The organism is Alkalibacillus sp. S2W, assembly GCF_046764385.1.
Classification (GTDB): Bacteria; Bacillota; Bacilli; order Bacillales; family Alkalibacillaceae; genus Alkalibacillus; species Alkalibacillus almallahensis.
In genome coordinates this window covers 2,502,166-2,520,721 of sequence record NZ_CP177234.1, presented here as the reverse complement: position 1 = coordinate 2,520,721, position 18,556 = coordinate 2,502,166, and the positions used below count along the sequence as shown (strand labels likewise).

The 18,556-nt window shown below is 38.4% G+C and carries 18 protein-coding genes; 16 read left to right on the top strand and 2 right to left on the bottom strand.

Annotated features, from left to right (window positions below; translation table 11 throughout):
• The first annotated feature begins 60 nt into the window (after positions 1–60).
• The 8 genes from ACKXGF_RS13040 to ACKXGF_RS13005 all read left to right on the top strand — a co-directional run bounded on the left by ACKXGF_RS13040 (position 61) and on the right by ACKXGF_RS13005 (position 5,761).
• Positions 61–585: a hypothetical protein gene (locus ACKXGF_RS13040; RefSeq protein WP_411954131.1), complete on the top strand. Its 525-nt coding sequence runs from the start codon at positions 61–63 to the stop codon at positions 583–585.
• Between the two features lie 147 nt (positions 586–732).
• Positions 733–912 carry an SE1832 family protein gene (locus tag ACKXGF_RS13035; RefSeq protein WP_411954130.1) on the top strand — a complete coding sequence of 60 codons (180 nt, stop codon included), beginning with the start codon at positions 733–735 and terminating at the stop codon, positions 910–912.
• Between the two features lie 308 nt (positions 913–1,220).
• On the top strand, positions 1,221–2,279 hold the full coding sequence (gene tapA / locus ACKXGF_RS13030; protein ID WP_411954129.1) for an amyloid fiber anchoring/assembly protein TapA: 1,059 nt from the start codon (positions 1,221–1,223) through the stop codon (positions 2,277–2,279).
• Complete coding sequence (gene sipW / locus ACKXGF_RS13025) at positions 2,266–2,871, top strand: signal peptidase I SipW (RefSeq protein WP_411954128.1); 606 nt, start codon at positions 2,266–2,268, stop codon at positions 2,869–2,871. Before tapA ends, sipW begins: the two co-directional genes overlap by 14 nt.
• A gap of 84 nt (positions 2,872–2,955) precedes the next feature.
• On the top strand, positions 2,956–3,603 hold the full coding sequence (locus tag ACKXGF_RS13020; protein WP_411954127.1) for a TasA family protein: 648 nt from the start codon (positions 2,956–2,958) through the stop codon (positions 3,601–3,603).
• Between the two features lie 29 nt (positions 3,604–3,632).
• Positions 3,633–4,478, top strand: coding sequence for a TasA family protein (locus ACKXGF_RS13015; protein WP_411954126.1), 846 nt, complete (start codon positions 3,633–3,635; stop codon positions 4,476–4,478).
• 66 nt (positions 4,479–4,544) lie between these two features.
• Positions 4,545–5,186: an LPXTG cell wall anchor domain-containing protein gene (locus ACKXGF_RS13010; RefSeq protein ID WP_411954125.1), complete on the top strand. Its 642-nt coding sequence runs from the start codon at positions 4,545–4,547 to the stop codon at positions 5,184–5,186.
• A complete protein-coding gene (locus ACKXGF_RS13005; RefSeq protein WP_411954124.1) occupies positions 5,183–5,761 on the top strand; it encodes a class D sortase in 579 nt (192 codons plus the stop codon). The genes ACKXGF_RS13010 and ACKXGF_RS13005 overlap by 4 nt, the downstream gene beginning before the upstream one ends.
• Positions 5,762–5,804: 43 nt before the next feature.
• Here the strand turns inward: ACKXGF_RS13005 and ACKXGF_RS13000 are convergent, their stop codons facing one another.
• Positions 5,805–6,119, bottom strand: coding sequence for a helix-turn-helix domain-containing protein (locus ACKXGF_RS13000; protein WP_411954123.1), 315 nt, complete (start codon positions 6,117–6,119; stop codon positions 5,805–5,807).
• Between the two features lie 396 nt (positions 6,120–6,515).
• On the opposite strand from ACKXGF_RS13000, the gene ACKXGF_RS12995 reads away from it, so the two are divergent.
• The 8 genes from ACKXGF_RS12995 to ACKXGF_RS12960 all read left to right on the top strand — a co-directional run bounded on the left by ACKXGF_RS12995 (position 6,516) and on the right by ACKXGF_RS12960 (position 16,855).
• Complete coding sequence (locus ACKXGF_RS12995) at positions 6,516–8,315, top strand: cation:proton antiporter (RefSeq protein ID WP_411954122.1); 1,800 nt, start codon at positions 6,516–6,518, stop codon at positions 8,313–8,315.
• A gap of 793 nt (positions 8,316–9,108) precedes the next feature.
• Entirely contained in the window at positions 9,109–9,714 is a 606-nt protein-coding gene (locus tag ACKXGF_RS12990; protein ID WP_411954121.1) for a TRAP transporter small permease, read from the top strand.
• A gap of 22 nt (positions 9,715–9,736) precedes the next feature.
• Positions 9,737–11,008 carry a TRAP transporter large permease gene (locus tag ACKXGF_RS12985; RefSeq protein WP_411954120.1) on the top strand — a complete coding sequence of 424 codons (1,272 nt, stop codon included), beginning with the start codon at positions 9,737–9,739 and terminating at the stop codon, positions 11,006–11,008.
• Positions 11,009–11,049: 41 nt separating this feature from the next.
• A complete protein-coding gene (locus ACKXGF_RS12980; protein ID WP_411954119.1) occupies positions 11,050–12,192 on the top strand; it encodes a DctP family TRAP transporter solute-binding subunit in 1,143 nt (380 codons plus the stop codon).
• A 129-nt stretch (positions 12,193–12,321) separates the two neighbouring features.
• A complete protein-coding gene (locus tag ACKXGF_RS12975) occupies positions 12,322–13,128 on the top strand; it encodes a TerC family protein (RefSeq protein ID WP_411954118.1) in 807 nt (268 codons plus the stop codon).
• A 59-nt stretch (positions 13,129–13,187) separates the two neighbouring features.
• Positions 13,188–14,282: a hypothetical protein gene (locus ACKXGF_RS12970; RefSeq protein WP_411954117.1), complete on the top strand. Its 1,095-nt coding sequence runs from the start codon at positions 13,188–13,190 to the stop codon at positions 14,280–14,282.
• 86 nt (positions 14,283–14,368) lie between these two features.
• Positions 14,369–15,610: an aminopeptidase gene (locus tag ACKXGF_RS12965; protein WP_411954116.1), complete on the top strand. Its 1,242-nt coding sequence runs from the start codon at positions 14,369–14,371 to the stop codon at positions 15,608–15,610.
• 9 nt (positions 15,611–15,619) lie between these two features.
• A complete protein-coding gene (locus ACKXGF_RS12960; protein ID WP_411954115.1) occupies positions 15,620–16,855 on the top strand; it encodes a helix-turn-helix domain-containing protein in 1,236 nt (411 codons plus the stop codon).
• 276 nt (positions 16,856–17,131) lie between these two features.
• Here the strand turns inward: ACKXGF_RS12960 and ACKXGF_RS12955 are convergent, their stop codons facing one another.
• Positions 17,132–18,487, bottom strand: coding sequence for a YjiH family protein (locus ACKXGF_RS12955; RefSeq protein ID WP_411954114.1), 1,356 nt, complete (start codon positions 18,485–18,487; stop codon positions 17,132–17,134).
• Positions 18,488–18,556: the final 69 nt, after the last annotated feature.

Below are 18,556 nucleotides of genomic sequence, written 5' to 3'. Positions count from 1 at the left end.
AGTATAGAATAATATCTGTAGGCATATAATGATAGTAGAATATTGGGTAGAGGTGTCAAAATGAATAAAGTCAGGTGGCTGTTAATAAGTCCCCTTTTGGTCATTGTCGCTTTTATGGGTTATTTTGTTGTAGATGCGAACAGTGATAAGGGTGAGTTTGTCAACGTTAGTCATACAGGTGCTCACGCCAAGGTGTTTAATGAATATCTCGATGTCTATATCGGTCACACATACAAATGGACAGGAGAAACGCTACCAACCATTGAAGGGTTAGAAATTATTAAGGATGATGGATCTGTCTTAAAAGAAACTGATCCAAGTATTTATATTGAAACATTCATCGATCCGAATAATCAGACAGATTTATATTACGGATTCAGCCCTGATATGCGAGAAGTTGTTGGCGAGTATGAACAACCAGATGATTTCAACATGACAGAAAATGAAATGACAGTCGTATTTAAAGTAACGATGCATGAACAAAACTATCAATTTGATTTAAGTGACTTAAAGATTCAGTATCAAATCAACGACGAATCCAAACAACAAACGGTCCCACTTAAAAGTTTTGTTTTTCACCATTAAAAGTTTATGATCAAAACTAATCGTGTTCCGCGCTTATCTTGATTATTGAGATGAAGCGCGGGTTTTCTTTGCTTAAAGACGTATGAATTGCATGAAAAATCACATATCCGTTACAATAGAATTGATTTTGTGATTGGAGTGAATAGAATGACTAAAGATGAAATTCAAGCTCAAATTGATCAATTAAAAATGGATTATATTCGAATTCAAGGTGATTTAGATAAGATGGAAGCAAACGGAGGTAACGTCGCAATGCTAGAGAAATCACTTAATCGAATTGAGGATGAACTAGCAGAATTACGCCAACAACTTGAACGCGCACAATAATCCTATAGAATCGGATAAAAACAGGTTCTAAGAGCCTACGTTAAATCATTTAATGGTTTAACGTAGGCTCTTTTTTTAATGTTATTGTTCTTTATAACGAATAAATGAGCGGAATTTTAAGAAAAAACCAGAAATTCAAAGTGAATAACGCAAATTTGTTCATTATTAAGAACAAAAGAGGTTATATTGGATTTTTCAAATAGATTACAAGCATATATACTTTGAATTGTTCTTAATAAAGAACGAACGCATATAATAAAACGTTGGAGTAATTTAATATGGTGGTGAAAGCCTTGAGGCAAAGACGTTTGACAAAAAAACGACGACGGCAAATGAAACGAAATTTGTATATAAAACCGCTAGTTACGGTTTACATTGCATTTTTGCTATTAGCCTTGACGGTTGATGGAACAGCAGCGAAATTTAATGACATCACATCAGTCGAGGGTGCATTTCAAGTAGGGGAGTGGACGCCGGATATACCGGATGACGACGAGGATGAGGATGAAGATAAAGAGGGTTGGGATAAAAGTTCACTGACTTTCACTGGAGGAGTTCATGGAAGCTGTGAGCAAATAGTAGCCACGGTTAAGAACGCGGGTGAAGACATGACATCCCCTTGGAAATATCATGTGTATCGTGCGGCTAATCTTAAAGGAAAACCGGAATGGCAGCGGGTATCAGATTTTGAAAGCGAGACAGAGTTACTTGCTAGTGAAGAGGAAGATCAATTGACTTTTACACCTGATAAAAATGGTCGTTATCACTTTAAGTTTGTTCGACCAGACGGACATCCAGGTGGAGATAACGGTGGTAAAAGTGAAGCAATTAAACTAAAAGATTGTGAAGAAAAGCAATCAGCAAATAGCGAAGATCATAATGGCAAGAAAAATAACCAAGATGAACGACATAAAGATAAAAAAGAAAACAATAAAGGCAATGGCCAAAAAGATAAAGATAACAATAGCAAACAAAATCAAAACAAAAAATCATCTAATCAAGAAAACAATGAAGAGTTAGAAGAAGATAAAGAAAGTAAACAAGATAATGGCAACAACCAAGAAAACGAACAAAAGTCTGAACAAAATTCAAAAGATCAAGAAAGTAAAGATGAAGCAACAAAAGAGAAATCCGAGGATTCTGCTGAAGACAATCCAGATGACAAAAAAGAGCAAAAGAAAAAGCAACCTAGTACCAAAAATGACCAACAGCAAGACTCTAAACAAGAAAAAGAAACAGCTGAAACTAATTCAACTGATGACAGGCAACAAGACGATCAGACTACAAAATCTCAAGATTCAAAAGATGATGACACTCAAGTGAAAGAAGGTGAATCATCAAAGGAGGCTCAAAATGAGAAGGAATAGGGATGATGGTATGAAAACAAAAACGCTTAAATGGCTAGGTCGAACGATGAACATAGTTTTAGTGAGTATGCTATTAATCGTATTCACAATGGTCATCACGAACGTCACGTCAAATGGAGAGCCGACTATTTTGGGGCAAGAGTTAAAAGTGGTCTATTCCGGATCGATGGAACCTGAGATTCAAACGGGGTCTGTGATTGGTATTAATCAAAACTATGATGTTCGTAATCTAGCAGAAGGCGACATCATTATGTTTCAAGAAGATAACCAAACGTTTGTCACACATCGAATCATCGATGTTTTAAATAATGATGGTCAACTGATGTTCCGAACTAAGGGAGACAACAATGATGCAGCTGATGCAAATGCTGTGTTACCAGAAAATATCTACGGCAAGTTCGGTGGCATTAATGTTCCGTATATAGGTTATGTTATGGATTTTGCGAATTCGAGTATGGGACTCATGTTACTTCTTGTGATCCCAGGCTTATGGTTAATTGGTTGGTCGATCAAAATGATTGTCACAGCTTATAAAGAAGAGAAGAAACAGAAACGCATAGATCGACCAAAGCTGAATGAAGATGTTTCCTAATGCTTTTATCGAAGCTTGATGAGTTTCGATGAAATAAATATCAAAATCTCTATTAAGAGAAACAATTTAAGGAGGAATTTTAGTATGGGTTTTAAATCAAAATTAGGTGTAGGTGTCATGACAGGAGTTCTTGGCCTATCTTTAATCGGAGGAGGAACGTACGCAGCATTTAATGATGTTGAGGAAGTGAGTAACACATTTGCAGCAGGGACGTTGGATTTAGGAGTTGATGAAGATGCTAGTTTTCAATTTGATATCAAAAACTTAAAACCAGGAGACTATTTTGAAAAAACGATTGTATTAGAAAATAAAGGATCGCTTGATATTAATAAGATTCTAACGTCTGTTTCGGCAAGTGGTCATGAGGACATTGATGTATTAGATTTGAATAACGAGGTTGGAGAGGGAGCCGGAAATAATTCAATGAATGAATTTTTGAGTCAGTTCGAAATGTCAATTAATGGTTCAAATGGTATCCCGCTAAATGTAGCTGTTAATCATAACAATCCGGAAGATATTACAGGTTCTAATGACGGAGTTGGTTTAGAAGCAGGTGAAAGCATGAGTTATGATGTGGAAATTAAATTCGTTGAAGATGACACGACATTTGAAGGTTCTCGTTATCACAAACAAAACAAATTCCAAGGTGAAGGTGCAACTTTAGACTTTGATTTCGAAGCAACACAAATGGACGGTGAAAACAGAAGTAACGGTGAAGTAGATTCAGAGTAATAAGTTCAATTATATGGAGGTATTAGTCAATGACTATAAAAAAAAAGCTAGCTGTTAGTGGTATCGCTGGAGCAATGGGCCTTAGCTTAATTGCCGGTGGTACTTGGGCAGCATTCAATGATGTAGAAGCAACAACAGGCAGTGTAGAAGCAGGAACGTTAAAAATGGATTTGTCTGAGGTTGATGGTCCGTATACGTTCGACGTTACAGACCTGAAGCCTGGCGATGAAATGACACGCTATATTCAGTTTGATAATAACGGTAGTCTTGCCATCAAAGATGTATTGATGACAATTGAAGATGTCGATTTCACGGATTATGTACCCGAAGAGGGAGAAGCAGGTTACGGTGATACGTGGACTGAGTATACTGATTATAGTGTGCTAGATTATCTAGACCAATTTGAGGTTGAATTTTTACAAGTAGGTCGTGAAGGTGACAATAATAACTATCCTAAAGATGTTTTCCTAAATGTATCTTTGAAGGATCTATATTTAGCATCAGATTCGCTTGGTGATAAAGTAGAAGCGTCAGGTGACATAAGCGATGCACGTCAAACAGTTGCAAATGCAGTAGAAGATACCAGTCGTTTAGTTGACAATCGTTTGAAAGTTTCTACAACAGCTAATAAAGGTTGGGAAGGGATTCCTTTAGATCCTTCTGATGAAGACCAAATGGGTGTCAAAGTGAAGTTCGTTGAAAATGGCGAAACTTACGAAGATGGCACTTATAAGCAAAATAAATTCCAAGGAGATTCAGCTAACATTAAACTTTCATTCGAAGCTCGCCAATGGGACGGTCAAGAATATGATGGTGACGGTTACATTGACGAGAACGAAAGAACGGATTCAAACCGAGACGGCACAGTAAATTAAATCCATAAAAGATAAGGGGGGATGGCCTCCTTATCTTTTTTTCGCAAGTTAGAAAGGAGTGACGTCATGCGTTCGTTATTCGTCACCTTTAGCATATTATTGATGTTGAGCATTCAACCAATCGTGTCACAAGCTGATGATCATTTGTTTAGAGTTAGTCCAGACGACGTCATATTTGAGGTGGATCAACTAAAGCCTGGTGATTATATGACAGAATCTGTTCGTGTTGAAAATAATCACGATTCTCCATTGAAGGTAATTGGAGATGCTGAATACTTACATGGTTCTAATTATATATATGAACAGTTGCAGTTAACGGTGAAGAATGATCAGCAAACAGAAGTTTATCAAGGTTCGTTAGCCAATTTTATAGAATCGGAAATGGTTACATTAGATGTAGAAGATGAGGAAGAGCTGCTGTTTCACGTGGAATTTCCAATGGAATCTGATAATTCGTTTCAAGGGCTAAATATTGGCGTCCAGTTATCATTTTCGACTCAACTGGTAGAGGATAATGAATCTGTCGCAGGTGAAGAAGACCGTCTCTTACCTTTTACGGGTGGTTCACTATCTAGTGGATTACTTCCGCAAACGGGTGAAACGATCCCTTACCTATATTATGTCATCGGAACCTTGTTGGTCTCAGTTGGTATATGTTTAATGTTGTGGCATAAACGATTGAAACAGATGTGGGTGAATGATGGATGACCAGGTTGATTGCTGTAGGTTTGATTGTGATTGGACTTGTGGTGATAGCGTGGCCTGATTTACAACAAGCACAGCATATGCAAAAAGAGCAGGATCTAGTGGAAGGTTTCCAGGCTATTAATGATCACTTAAAAGTGGAGGCGCAAACGACGCGTAATCCTAACAATCAAACGTTTCAAGACGAAGATGTTTATGGGCTCATCCATATTGAAAAGCTAGGTCTAACCTTACCCTTATTAGACGATGTTTCGGCTCAATCATTAGACATTGGAGCGGGGTTGATCCGACAAGGCAATAGGTTTGGAGAGCCTGGAAATATTGGAGTAGCAGCTCATCGTTCACGAACGGAAGGACGGCTATTTTCAACCCTAGATCAAGTAGAACGTGGCGATGACATTACAATTGAAACAAGAAATAAGATGATTGAATATGAAGTGTTTGAGACCACTGTTGTGTCGCCTGAAGACATTGATATTCTTCATAATAAAGGCAATCAATCAATTGTTACATTGATTACGTGTACAATTGACGGAGAAAACCGATTGATCGTGCAAGCAAAAAACACCCGTTTATAACGACTTGATCAGTTATAAACGGGTGTTTTTTATATGGTGTTGATTATTCATTGTGATTACTGTTCTTCCATTTATTAAACTCGATAAATTCACGGAATTCATCTTTTGAAACACCAGAATCCATGGCCTGTTTTACTAATTCCTCCCAATCATCATCAAGTGATTCATCTTTAATGAGTTGGTCGACGTCAATGTTTAACACAGCCGCTACTTTTTCAAGAAACTGAATGGATGGATTGTGCTGTAAGTCTCGTTCAATTGCACTAATATATGATTTAGCGACTCCGGCCTCTTCTGCAAGTTGAGACAGGGTCATACCAGCCTCTTTGCGGTATTTTTTAACTCTTGAACCAATCATTATACATACTCCTTCATCGATTGCTTGGATGATAAATACGTCTAATTTTAATATAGCATATTTCAGTATGGAATGCCTTGTAAATTGTCGATGAATTATTAATTTAGTGTGATTTTGAGTTAATAGTCCTGACTTTAGTTGATCATCATTTAGTCATTGTGCCCTAATACCTTATGAATTGATTTCCCTTAATTTTATCGTTATGATAAGACTACTTTTATCAAGTGAAACTGACGCCTGAAAACTGTCATGGCAAGGGGGAGAAGTTTTCGATTGACGGTGGCATAACACGTATTTATAATGGCAGGGTATCTTGTGCCAAAAATACTAAAGGATGTGTCATGACACGTACATCATCCTTCTTATTTAATATAACAGGCGTTAGGGGGAATCAGAATGGATCATATCTTAATGGTGCTCATGTTAATCGGTGGCTTCGGTGTTTTCTCACAATGGTTAGCTTGGCGCACGCGTATGCCTGCTATTGTGGTCATGTCGATTGTCGGCCTGGTTGCTGGGCCAATATTAGGAATTATGAACCCGCAAGAGGACTTGGGGGAATTGTTTCGACCATTAATTTCGATTGCCGTCGGGATTATCTTATTTGAAGGAAGTCTTAATCTCGATTACCGAGAAATTCGTGGCATGCGAAAACCTGTGTTTCGCATTGTAACAATAGGAGCCATGTTAGCCTGGATATTAGGTTCCCTAGCTGCTCACTATATCGCAGGCTTATCCTGGGCTGTGGCTTTCGTTATTGGTGGTATTTTTATCGTGACAGGTCCTACTGTCATCCTACCTTTATTACGCCAAGCGAAATTAAAGCCGCGAGCAGCGGCAGTATTGAAGTGGGAAGGCGTGATTGTTGACCCGTTCGGTGCGTTAATTGCTGTCTTCTCATTTGAGTTTATTCAATTCATAACAACAGAATCAGTTGAATTTAGCGCTGTCTTAATGTTCCTACTTGCTTCAATAGTTGCAGCAATTATTGGCGGTTTATTCGGTTATATGATTGGCTGGTCTTTTGAACGAGGCGCAGTGCCTGAGTTCTTAAAATCACCTGTCGTCCTTGTGACCGTGATTATGGCTTTTGTAATTCCCGACATGATTATGCATGAGACTGGATTGTTAGCTGTTACTGTCATGGGTATTGTGATTGCTAACATGCATATTGCTTCGATTAATGACATGCGTCACTTTAAGGAAAATATATCTGTTTTACTCATATCAGCGATTTTCATCATGTTAACAGCATCACTAGGTCGTGATACTTTATTATCGATTTTTGATCCGAATATTTTATTATTTATAGCGATGATGTTGTTTGTGATTCGTCCAGCCACCATTTTCTTATCAACGATTGGAACTAATTTAGAATTCCGTGAAAAACTACTCGTTGGTTGGATCGCACCAAGGGGTATTGTGGCGCTAACCGTTTCAGCCTATTTCGCAAGTATCTTATTGGATGCTGGCTATGATGATGCAGGTATTTTAACATCATTAACGTTTGGGCTGGTATTTTTCACAGTTGTTGCACACGGTTTTTCCATTGGTTGGCTATCACGTAAATTAGGACTATCAATGGATGATAAACCAGGCGTTATCTTTGTGGGATCAAATAAATTCTCAACGAGTTTTGCTAAAACATTGCAGAATTTAGATATTCCTGTGATCGTGACGGATGCTTCGAGCAGTCGATTGACCCATGCGAAGCAAGCAGGCGTACCACATGAGCATGAAGAAATTTTGTCAGAACAAATGGAATACCAGCTTGATATGACACCATATGATTTCATGTTAAGTGTCACGGAATATGATTCTTATAATACGCTTGTCAGTTCAACATTTAAGCCTGAATATGGTAAGGAAAAACTTTATCAACTACCACTTCAATCAGATGCTGGTGATACATTGAATGATGTAAGCCATCACATTAGTGGTACGGTATTATTTAGTGATGATATTACATGGACGACGTTAAACGAGAAGATCAATCGAGGGTTCATATTCAAGAAGAAACTAATTACGAAAGAATACACTTACAATGATTTCTTAGATGATTGTGATGCTGAAGACGTATTACTTGTCATGTTAAGACAATCAGGTATGTTAGATTTCTATTCACCAGAGAAACAAACATTAATTGGCGAACCTGGCGACTTAGTCATTAGTTTAGCGAAACCTAATGTTGATTAAATAAACCGCTCTTTGTAGCTTTTGCTGCAAAGAGCGGTTTTTTGTGTTTGACCCTGTTAAAACTTTGTGTTGATTTTAAAATGGTGTAGCACTGAGTTGTTGAATTGTGAGAAGCGAAGGTGGCGACTCCTGGTCGACTAAGAGCGGTCACGTCCTGTGACCAACGTCGACATTAGGCCGTCCGGGCCGTCACGGGAATAGCACGAGTCTCGAGACCCCGCAGGCCACGCTTTTCGGCCGAGGGATGCACCTGCGTCTTCTAGTGGTGCTTCGAAGTAGGCTTCCTCGGTGCAAGTAGCAGAGATGCTTATTCGATGTAGTTGCCTGGCTCGAGCCGTGCCCGCGGAAAGCGTCCACCGAGAGCGGATCACAATTTCAACAACGGACTTTAATTGAGCTATGTGTTTAGACAGTAATAGCTTGTTCTTTATATGAAAACATGTTAGAATATTAGCACAATTAAATCTCCACAGAATGACCTACAGATTCCCTCTTTTTTTACCTGCAACCTAGAAGTCAAACAGCAAATTTTTAGTTATAAGGATTAATTAAACGAAATAGACATTATTAAAAAGAATTTTAAGGATAAGCTATGTAGAATAAGACTTCACCATAAATTATTCGACTATTTCTGAAAATTCAGCGTTTGTAGCAAACCATTTTTCTTCGATAATATTTTAGTATGACTTTTTAATTACAATATGTAACTAGATTTTTCAATAAGTTGTTTACCAATGAATTTTTTAGGGTGGGTAAAACTCGCCTTGATGCCGACCAATTGAGGAGGAACAACGTGAAAGAGCAATCGTTTTGGCAAAATCCAGTGTTTAAAGCAATTGGTAAAGGTCTGCGTGCAATAGATTATGCTTTTCTAAAGCTTGAAGAATTTATCTTAAGCGCTGCAATTATTGTTATTGCTGTCATGATCGGCGGTAATGTGATCAGTCGAGAATTCTTTGGTCCAAGCATATGGTTCCATGCAGAAGTTTCTTTATTTGCGGTTGTCATCGCTACATTTATGGGAATTAGCTATGCTGCTCGTAAAGGTCGACATATTAGTATGTCAGCCATTTACGATACAGTGCCATGGAAAGTTCGAAAGGCGATGGCGATTTTTATTCCAGCTGTCACTTCAGGAATTTTATTTTATTTGTCTTACGTATCTTATGGATACATGCTCACAGTGATTGAGTCTGGTAGAACGACTACTTCGTTACAAGTTCCGCAGTGGTGGTTATATTTATTCATTCCGCTGGGTTTCTTAACTGGAGCGATTCAGTTCTTACGTAATCTAATTGTGAATTTAATTAATAAGGAAGTCTATATCGGGACTGATGCAAAGGATTATAATGATACGGATCCTGAACAGCGTGACGAAGATGAAAGCACACAACTATAAAATATAAAGTGAGGAACAAGCTATGTTAACAGCGCTACTTGGAATAATGTTTGTTCTCTTGATGCTTAATTTTCCAATGATGATTCCGTTAATTATTGCACCTTTCATTGTGGCGATTTTCTATTCACCACTTCTGGATACATCGATGATGGTGCCGCAATTAATTACTGGAATTGAGACTTACGAGCTTTTATGTGTGCCGTTGTTTATTTTTGCGGCCGATATTATGACATCAGGTAGAACATCTGAGAGATTGCTAGATTTTGTTGGTTCATTCGTTCGCCATATTCGCGGTGGGTATGCGGTTACAACAGCTGCTGCTTGTACGATGTTTGGTTCCATTTCTGGTTCGACACAGGCGACAGTTGTTGCCATTGGTCGTCCGATGCGCGAACGTATGTTAAAGGCTGGCTATAAAGATTCGAGCGCTATGGCCTTAATTATTAATGCTAGTGACGTGGCATTACTCGTGCCACCGAGTATTGGTCTGATTATTTATGGTTTAGCGTCAAAAGAATCGATTGGTGATCTATTTCTAGCTGGTATTTTACCGGGTATATTGGTCTTTTTAGCTTTTGCTACATACAGCATCATTTATGCCAAAGTTAAAGATATACCTTTAGCGTCTAAAGCAGATTGGAAAGAACGCTTTCAAACATTTCGTAAGGCTCTTTTACCATTAGGCTTTCCGATTCTAGTTATTGGTGGTATTTACTCAGGTTACTTTACTGCGACTGAAGCAGCAGGAGTATCGGTATTATATGCTTTATTATTAGAAGTGATTATTTATCGTTCGATTCATATTAAACGAATTCCTAGTATAGCTTTATCAACCGGGTTAGTTACTTCGGTTGTGTTCATACTAGTTGCTGGTGGGCAAGTTTTCACCTTTTTAATTAACTTGGAAAATATCCCACAAATGTTAACAGATGCAGTGTTAGGGTCTGATCCATCAGCAATATATGTTTTAGTAATCGTCAGTGTTTTCTTCTTCGTAGGTTGTATGTTTGTGGACCCAATTGTGGTGATTTTAGTCTTAACACCCATCTTTTTACCTGCGGCAGAAGCGGCGAATATCGATTTAGTTCATTTAGGTATCATTATCACATTCCAGGCGGCATTAGGTTCAGCGACACCGCCATTCGGGGTCGATATATTTACGGCAAGTGCTGTGTTTAATAAGCCGTATATGGAAGTTATTAAAGGAACGCCACCATATATACTGATGATGATTGCTATTTCAGTCTTATTGATCTTGTTTCCACAGATTTCTCTTGCACTTGTACCAGAGTAAGAGAATCTTTAAAACACTATATAATTACAATTTAGGGGGTAATGATCATTTTTAACAAGAAAAGTTTTATCTTAGCTTTAATGATCTTTTTAACATTAGGTTTATTAGCTGCTTGTGGCGGCGGTGACGACACAAGTAGTGAAGGGGAAGGTTCAGGTGATACAGAAGAATCTTCTGACAGTGAAGAAAGTAGCGATAGCGGTAGTGACAGTGGTGACGCTGAATTTGAAGAAGATACGTGGCGCTTTGTAACAGAAGAAGTTGAAGGCCAAGTTCAGTATGTATATGCAGAAGAGTTTGGTAAACGTATTTCTGAAAAGACAAATGGCGCGATCACAGTTGAAACATATGAATTTGGTGGACTAGGTAGTGAAACAGACCAAGTCGACCAATTGATGCAAGGTACAGTAGAAATGGCTGTTATGTCACCAGGTTTCACAGGAAACATGGTCGATGAAGGCCAATTATTTGCTTTACAGTTCTTGTTCCCAACAGATCAAGCTACTACACAAGAAATTTTAAACAATAGTGAAGCGTTAAATACAGATTTACGTGAACAGTATGAGGAGCATAGTATTACGCCACTAGCTTACTGGTCAGAAGGTGCTATGCAGTGGACGTCTAACGATCACCCACTAAAAACACCAGAAGACTTTGAAAACTTCCAAATGCGTGTTCAAACGTCACCATTAATTATGGAATCTTATAAAAAATATGGTGCGGATCCTCAAGAAATGAGTTGGGGTGAACTATATACCGCACTTGACCGTGGTACCGTTGAAGGTCAGGAAAACCCGATTTTCTTCATTGGTGATGCTTCATTCCACGAAGTTCAAGATTATTTAACAATGTCGAACCATAATAACTACGTGGCAATGACAACCGTTAATACTGAATGGTTTAATGGTTTGGATGAAGAACTTCAAACAATTGTTGAAGAAACAGTAACAGAAATGCAAGATTGGGTATTCGAAGAGCAAAAAGCTCAAAACGAAGAGTATCTAGAAGTAATTAAAAATGACGAAGAAAACCCAACGGATGTTGTAGAATTAACAGATGAAGAAGTTGAAACTTTCCGTGAACAAGCGAAGGAAGTTCGAGAATTCTACCGAAACGAAGTATCAACAGTTGATGGTGCGATTTTAGATAAGCTTGAAGAAGAAATCGCAGAATATACCGAATAACAGAGTGAATCTGTGGACGATGCAGGCGATGCCCTAATAGGTATCGCCTGTTTTCGTGTATGTAAGAATTGAAAATGACCATTCTGGATAAGCTAATCGTTGTGATCCTAAGACTAAGGAGCGACAAATATGGAATGGTCATTAATATTAGAATATAGTTGGGTATTGGTTATATTAGTTGTATTAGAAGGGGTATTAGCAGCTGATAACGCCATGGTCTTAGCGATCATGGTTAAACATTTACCTGAAAAACAACGGAAAAAAGCATTATTTTATGGGTTACTAGGTGCTTTCATCTTTCGAGTTGGGTCTTTATTTATTATTTCATTACTAGTTGATTTTTGGTTTATTCAAGGTTTAGGGGCTTTGTATTTATTTTTCATAGCGGGTAATCATTTAGTGAAGAAATTTATTTTAAGGCGTGATAGTCAAGAAGACAAAAAGCAAAAAGCTGAAAAAACAGATGGCGCAGGCTTCTGGATGACAGTCGTCAAAGTGGAATTCGCGGATATTGCTTTTGCCGTTGATTCAATATTAGCTGCTGTAGCAATCGCCATGGCACTACCGCCAACGCCTATTCCAGCGATTGGCGGGATGGATGGTGGCCAATTTCTCGTGATTTTATTTGGTGGACTGATTGGTGTTATTATTATGAGGTTTGCTGCCACATATTTCGTGAAGTTGATTAAACGACGCCCAGGGTTAGAGACAGCAGCTTTCATGATTGTTGGCTGGGTGGGTGTAAAATTACTTGTCATCACCTTAGCACATGAAGATTTAGCCATTATACCGTATGATTTTGCTCATTCAACACTTTGGAAGGTTATCTTTTATGCAGTATTAGTAGGAATTGCCGTAACAGGTTGGTTTGCAAGTGACAAAAAAGATCCCGATGATTCTGATACAGATGAAATGATGAGTGTAATGAAATCATAATCAGTTCTGTGCCAAGCCTTTTTCACATATAGTGTTGATAGTAGTGAAGGAGGGGTGTCATGGCACAATTTGATTATTTCATGGGTGGAACAACAGCAAAAGGGTATGTGCAGTTTTATGACAATGCAGTTGAGCAGTTAGATCATGTTATTTATCTAGATGGTGGTTTTACAACAATTATTAGCCCACTGCTCGAACGACTGGCAAATGATTATTCAAGTTTGACGGATGTCGAGACTGTTCGCAGTCATTTGATGCCGACATGTTTTGAAGCGGTCATTTTACCAGATTACCGAATTGGTATTTTTGACCGGACGAAGATGCAACAAAAGCGTTTGTCACTTCCGGGATTAAAAGAACATCTCATCTATTTTGGTGATGGGTATGAACTGAATCGATTGAATAAGCATCACCAGCAGTTGTTGGACTTGAAAAAAACGATTCATGATATTCACTATACAGCGATTCAGCATTTTGAACGGGCGCTTGATCATCATGAAAAAGTTGAATCAGTTTATAGTGACTACTTAAATATTCGACGAGCCAATGAACATACGACTGAATTAATGGATGCCTTATTAAAAGATAAACAACAAGACCGCGTCGCTTCGGTTAAGCATCGATATTTAGGAGCTGCGACACCAGATGGACCTGTAGATTATGTCCTAGATTTGACCGATAAAATAACTAATCGTTATTTTATTAAAGGTCGGTCAGGAACAGGAAAATCAACGATGTTAAGAAAGATTGCTCATGAAGCTCACGATCGTGGCTTTGATGTTGAAGTGTATCACTGTGGATTTGACCCGGGCAGTTTGGATATGGTGATTGTAAGAGAACTTAATTTTGCGATTTTTGATGCAACACCTCCTCATCAGCATAAACCCGTTCGCCAAGGTGATTTGATATTTGATGTCTATGAACGATTTATAGATGGTCATCCCGATGCCTTGCACCGTGAAAAATTAATTAAATATAAACAAATGTACCAAGATGAGATGGCTGAAGCGAGAGCGCAGTTAAATAAATTACAAGAGAAGCAACATGAGTTTGAAACCATCTACCGTGAGGCGTTAAGTGAAACATTTTTTGAAGAGAGTTATCACCGTGTGCGTCATTGGGTAGAAGAAGCGAAGCCCTATGCGCCATTATAAGAGTGAAAATTTTGGCAGATAACTTTTTAATTGTTTGAAAATATGAAATAATAGATTTGTCGAACATTGAAGAAGGAGTGGAAGTAATGGCTTTTCCAACGTCAGAACAATTAACGAAGTATGCAAAATTAGCAGTTCAAATGGGTGTTAATATTCAAGAAGGGCAAGCGCTTTTAATTAACGCACCACTTGAAGCGCGGGAATATGTACACCATGTGGTTGACGAAGCCTATGCAGCTGGTGCTGAGAATGTGCAAGTCAACTGGGCAGATGAGGTGCTAACACGTAAACGTTATGAGAATGAACCACTTAGCGTTTTAGAAAATGTTCCGAAATGGCAAATCGAGCGCGTATTAAGCCATGCACAGGATGGTGGCGCTGTATTGAATATCTTAGCGCCTAATCCAGATTTACTAGAAGGCATTGATGCTGAACGTGTAGCTAAAGCAAATAAAGCGCGTAGTGAAGCGATGAAAGATTATAAGAAGTATATTATTAACGATAAAATCCAGTGGTCCATTGTGTCAGTCCCAACTGAAAAATGGGCGAAGAAAGTATTTAACACAGATAATGGGGAGCAAGCGGTGAATGATCTATGGGAGCAAATCTTTAGTATTGTTCGAGTAGATCAAGAAGACCCGATTGCAGCTTGGAAGAAACACAACGAAACGTTATTTGAGATTCGCGATTTCTTAAATGAAAAGCAATACGACCATTTAGAGTATCAATCAGATTATGTTGATCTAACTGTTAAATTACCAGAAAATCACGTCTGGGCTGGTGGTGGAGCTGTTGCAGAAACAGGTGCTTCATTTAATCCAAATATGCCAACAGAAGAAGTCTTTACAGCTCCAGATTACCGTGGCGTTAACGGAACGGTGAAGAATACGAAACCACTTAATTATAACGGGAACTTAATCGATGATTTTGAATTAACGTTCAAAGACGGGCAAGTGGTTGATATGAAAGCTGGTACTGGTGAAGAAACCTTTAGACATCTTCTAGATTCAGATGAAGGAGCTAAATATTTAGGTGAAGTTGCCTTAGTACCACATTCATCTCCAATTTCACAATCAGACCTAGTGTTTTTCAACACACTTTATGATGAAAATGCTTCATGCCACTTAGCATTAGGCTCAGCTTATCCAACTAATGTACAGAACGGTGAGAAGATGAGTGATGCTGAGTTAAGCGAAATTGGTGTGAATTCAAGTATCGTTCATGAAGATTTCATGGTAGGCTCAGCTGATTTAACGGTTTATGGTGTAACGGCTGAGGGAGAAAAAGAACCGATTATTGAAAATGGTGAGTGGGCAATTCCCCGCTAGGTGAAAGCAATGAGCGTATTAGGACAAGCGCTTAAAGTCCACCGAACGAATCAGGGGCTAACACAGGATCAGTTAGCCGAAGAGATTTGTTCGGTGGCTTATTTAAGCAAATTAGAAAATGGAAAAGCTGAACCTCACCGACAGACAATCGAATTAATCTGTCGTCGATTAAGTGTGGATTCAACACCATTTATTGCAGAATCAGACTCTGCATTTCATAAAGCCATATCTCAGTGGCTTTATGAAATACATATTTTTCATATTATAGAAGTAGACAAACAATCCCCTGCTATTTTTAGGGACATTGATCAGATTGAAGCTTTGTCTGAGCAATGTTTATACGATTTGGCTTTACTAGGTTACTATTTGTTGAAAGATCGATTACTAGATGCAACCGATCAATTTGCTTATCTACAAAAAAGAGAATCGCTATATCTAGCATGTGAAGCTTTTAGTTATTACAAATTCACAGGGCTATATTACCAGCGAAAAGGCATGTACAGTCATGCCATTAAACAGTTTGAGGAAGCTAACTCACTCGCTCAAGATCAGCCGGATGCTGAATTATATTTAGCGATGGCGACCGTTTACAGCCAGATGAGTAATATTGTTGTTTCGAATAAGTATGCCCAAATGGCTTTTACGATCTTTCAAGAAAAACTGTTTTATGTTCGTATGATTGATTGTCAAATTGTCTTGGGTTTGAATTACAGTTTAGTGGGAGACTTCTATTCAGCTGAAACATATTTCAGTCAGTTATTAGAAGTAGACGGAGAGCATTTGTTAGATAAGACGCGGGCAAATATCCATCATCACATCGGGTATATTCATTTTCGCAAACAGGAGTATGAACAAGCGAAAAAGTCTTTTAATACGGCACTGAGCTTCGATACAATTGAAATGGATTTTTTGAATTCAAGGTATTGGCTTGCCTATATTGCCATGAATGAAGGTGATAATCAGAAAGCTAAAGAACATATCCAGAACGGATTGTTATTGGCTGATCGATATGAGCATCCACATTACGATATGAAATTTCGCGTGTTAGATTATCGCCTGGATGGGCGAGAAGATGAATTAATGGCGTATTTAGAGCAAGATGTTATACCGTTTTTTGAAAAAAATGGAGAAGCCGTTGAATTAAAACATTATCATTATTTATGTGGCACATTATTATTTGAACGGAAAAGATATAAACGCGCTGCTGAATGTTTTAAATATGCATCGGATGATTTTCTATTGTAAAATAATGTTTGAAATACAAAAAGCCGGGTGATTTTAATTAAAATCACCCGGCTTTTGTGTTTAAGGCTTTGTTTATGGTTATTAAACATATTTTTGAATTAGCACTGAGTTGTTGAATTGTGAGGAGCGAAGGTGGCGACTCCTGTGGGAACAGCACGTGTCTCGAGACCCCGCAGGCCACGCTTTTCAGCCGAGGAGGCTCGAGCCGTGCCCACGGAAAGCGTCCGCCGAAAGCGGATCACAATATCAACAGTGGACTTTAACAACGGATTTTGTTTAAAAAATAATATGAGCCATGGCTACAATGACTGGTAGTGTAATCAATGTACGTAATAAGAAAATGATAATCAGTCGTTTGAAATTAATAGGAACGTTTGAAGCGAGTAAAACGCCCCCGACTTCTGATAAATAAATCAACTGCACTACACTCAATGCGGCAATTACAAAACGTGTCATGTCACTGGCTACGGACTCAATTAATAATGCCGGTAAAAACATATCCGTAAAGCCGATAAATATCGTTTCTGAAGCGGCTTTAGCTTCAGGGATTTGCATCAGTTCTAATAGTGGAACAAAAGGCACGCCAAGCCAACTGAATACAGGTGTCGTATTGGCTACGACCAAGCCAATGGTTCCGACTGCCATAACGATTGGTAATACACCAATCCACATGTCGAGCACATTTTTAGTAGCCAACTTCAGATACCCCATCACACCAGGTGACTCCTTGGCGCGTTCAACTGCTTGTTTATAGCCCCAAGAAAAGACGTTATAGCCTTTAGGAATCGATTCGTCAAGTTGTTCTGATTGCTCTTGATACAATTCATCTGGAATCCGTGATAATGGTGGAATGCGTGGCATGATCAAAGCGGCCACTAACCCAGCTACAAAAATTGTTCCGTATAAAGGTAAGAACATATTCATTAAATCAACTTGTTGAATGATCGAAATCGTAAATGTAATCGAGACAACAGAGAAAGTCGTTCCGATCACAGCTGCTTCCCGTTTCGTGTAATAGCCTTGTTCATATTGTTGATTGGTTAATAGGACACCAACTGTGCCATCACCGAACCAAGACGTTAAGTTATCGACTGTTGATCGACCTGGCAACTTAAATAACGGGCGCATAATTTTCGTGAATAATGAACCAATTAACTCCATTAGACCGAAGTTCAAGAGTAATGGTAATAGTAAACCTGCAAATAGAAATACGGTTAATAAGAAACTGAGCAAGCCATCGTCGCTTAAAAGCATGCCGCCGTTTTCTCCATTATAAATCGCTCCCCAACCTAATTCGAAATAGGTTATGATCGCGATAATCATCCCGATTAAGCGAATGGTAAGCCAAACGGGACCAACGTTAAATAAACGGCCTAATAATGTATCTTCAGGAATTTGATTTTTCTTAGTGATTGTTATAACCAATGATCCAATAGCTGATATACTAATTAATAATAAGACAAGTAAGGTTGCACCATGTCCTAAGAAAACTTGAAGTTCTTCAGCTAAAACAGCAACAGGTATATTCGTTTGTCCCTTGTATTGAATGGGGGTCATGAATAAGAAAATTCCAATCAAAGACAAGATAATAAATTTCAATTGATACTTCATATGAATAGTATTATCGCTCATAGAAGCCTACCTCCTTAGTCGCTTACATTATGACACATTCATGATTATGCAACAACATGCAAAAAGATA

Bases quoted from the DNA above. Each gene is read 5' to 3' on its own strand.
- ACKXGF_RS13040 (WP_411954131.1), top strand. From the start codon at position 61: ATGAATAAAGTCAGGTGGCTGTTAATAAGTCCCCTTTTGGTCATTGTC.
- ACKXGF_RS13035 (WP_411954130.1), top strand. From the start codon at position 733: ATGACTAAAGATGAAATTCAAGCTCAAATTGATCAATTAAAAATGGAT.
- sipW (WP_411954128.1), top strand. From the start codon at position 2,266: ATGAGAAGGAATAGGGATGATGGTATGAAAACAAAAACGCTTAAATGG.
- ACKXGF_RS13020 (WP_411954127.1), top strand. From the start codon at position 2,956: ATGGGTTTTAAATCAAAATTAGGTGTAGGTGTCATGACAGGAGTTCTT.
- ACKXGF_RS13015 (WP_411954126.1), top strand. From the start codon at position 3,633: ATGACTATAAAAAAAAAGCTAGCTGTTAGTGGTATCGCTGGAGCAATG.
- ACKXGF_RS13010 (WP_411954125.1), top strand. From the start codon at position 4,545: ATGCGTTCGTTATTCGTCACCTTTAGCATATTATTGATGTTGAGCATT.
- ACKXGF_RS13005 (WP_411954124.1), top strand. From the start codon at position 5,183: ATGACCAGGTTGATTGCTGTAGGTTTGATTGTGATTGGACTTGTGGTG.
- ACKXGF_RS13000 (WP_411954123.1), bottom strand. From the start codon at position 6,119: ATGATTGGTTCAAGAGTTAAAAAATACCGCAAAGAGGCTGGTATGACC.
- ACKXGF_RS12995 (WP_411954122.1), top strand. From the start codon at position 6,516: ATGGATCATATCTTAATGGTGCTCATGTTAATCGGTGGCTTCGGTGTT.
- ACKXGF_RS12985 (WP_411954120.1), top strand. From the start codon at position 9,737: ATGTTAACAGCGCTACTTGGAATAATGTTTGTTCTCTTGATGCTTAAT.
- ACKXGF_RS12980 (WP_411954119.1), top strand. From the start codon at position 11,050: ATGATCATTTTTAACAAGAAAAGTTTTATCTTAGCTTTAATGATCTTT.
- ACKXGF_RS12975 (WP_411954118.1), top strand. From the start codon at position 12,322: ATGGAATGGTCATTAATATTAGAATATAGTTGGGTATTGGTTATATTA.
- ACKXGF_RS12970 (WP_411954117.1), top strand. From the start codon at position 13,188: ATGGCACAATTTGATTATTTCATGGGTGGAACAACAGCAAAAGGGTAT.
- ACKXGF_RS12965 (WP_411954116.1), top strand. From the start codon at position 14,369: ATGGCTTTTCCAACGTCAGAACAATTAACGAAGTATGCAAAATTAGCA.
- ACKXGF_RS12960 (WP_411954115.1), top strand. From the start codon at position 15,620: ATGAGCGTATTAGGACAAGCGCTTAAAGTCCACCGAACGAATCAGGGG.
- ACKXGF_RS12955 (WP_411954114.1), bottom strand. From the start codon at position 18,487: ATGAGCGATAATACTATTCATATGAAGTATCAATTGAAATTTATTATC.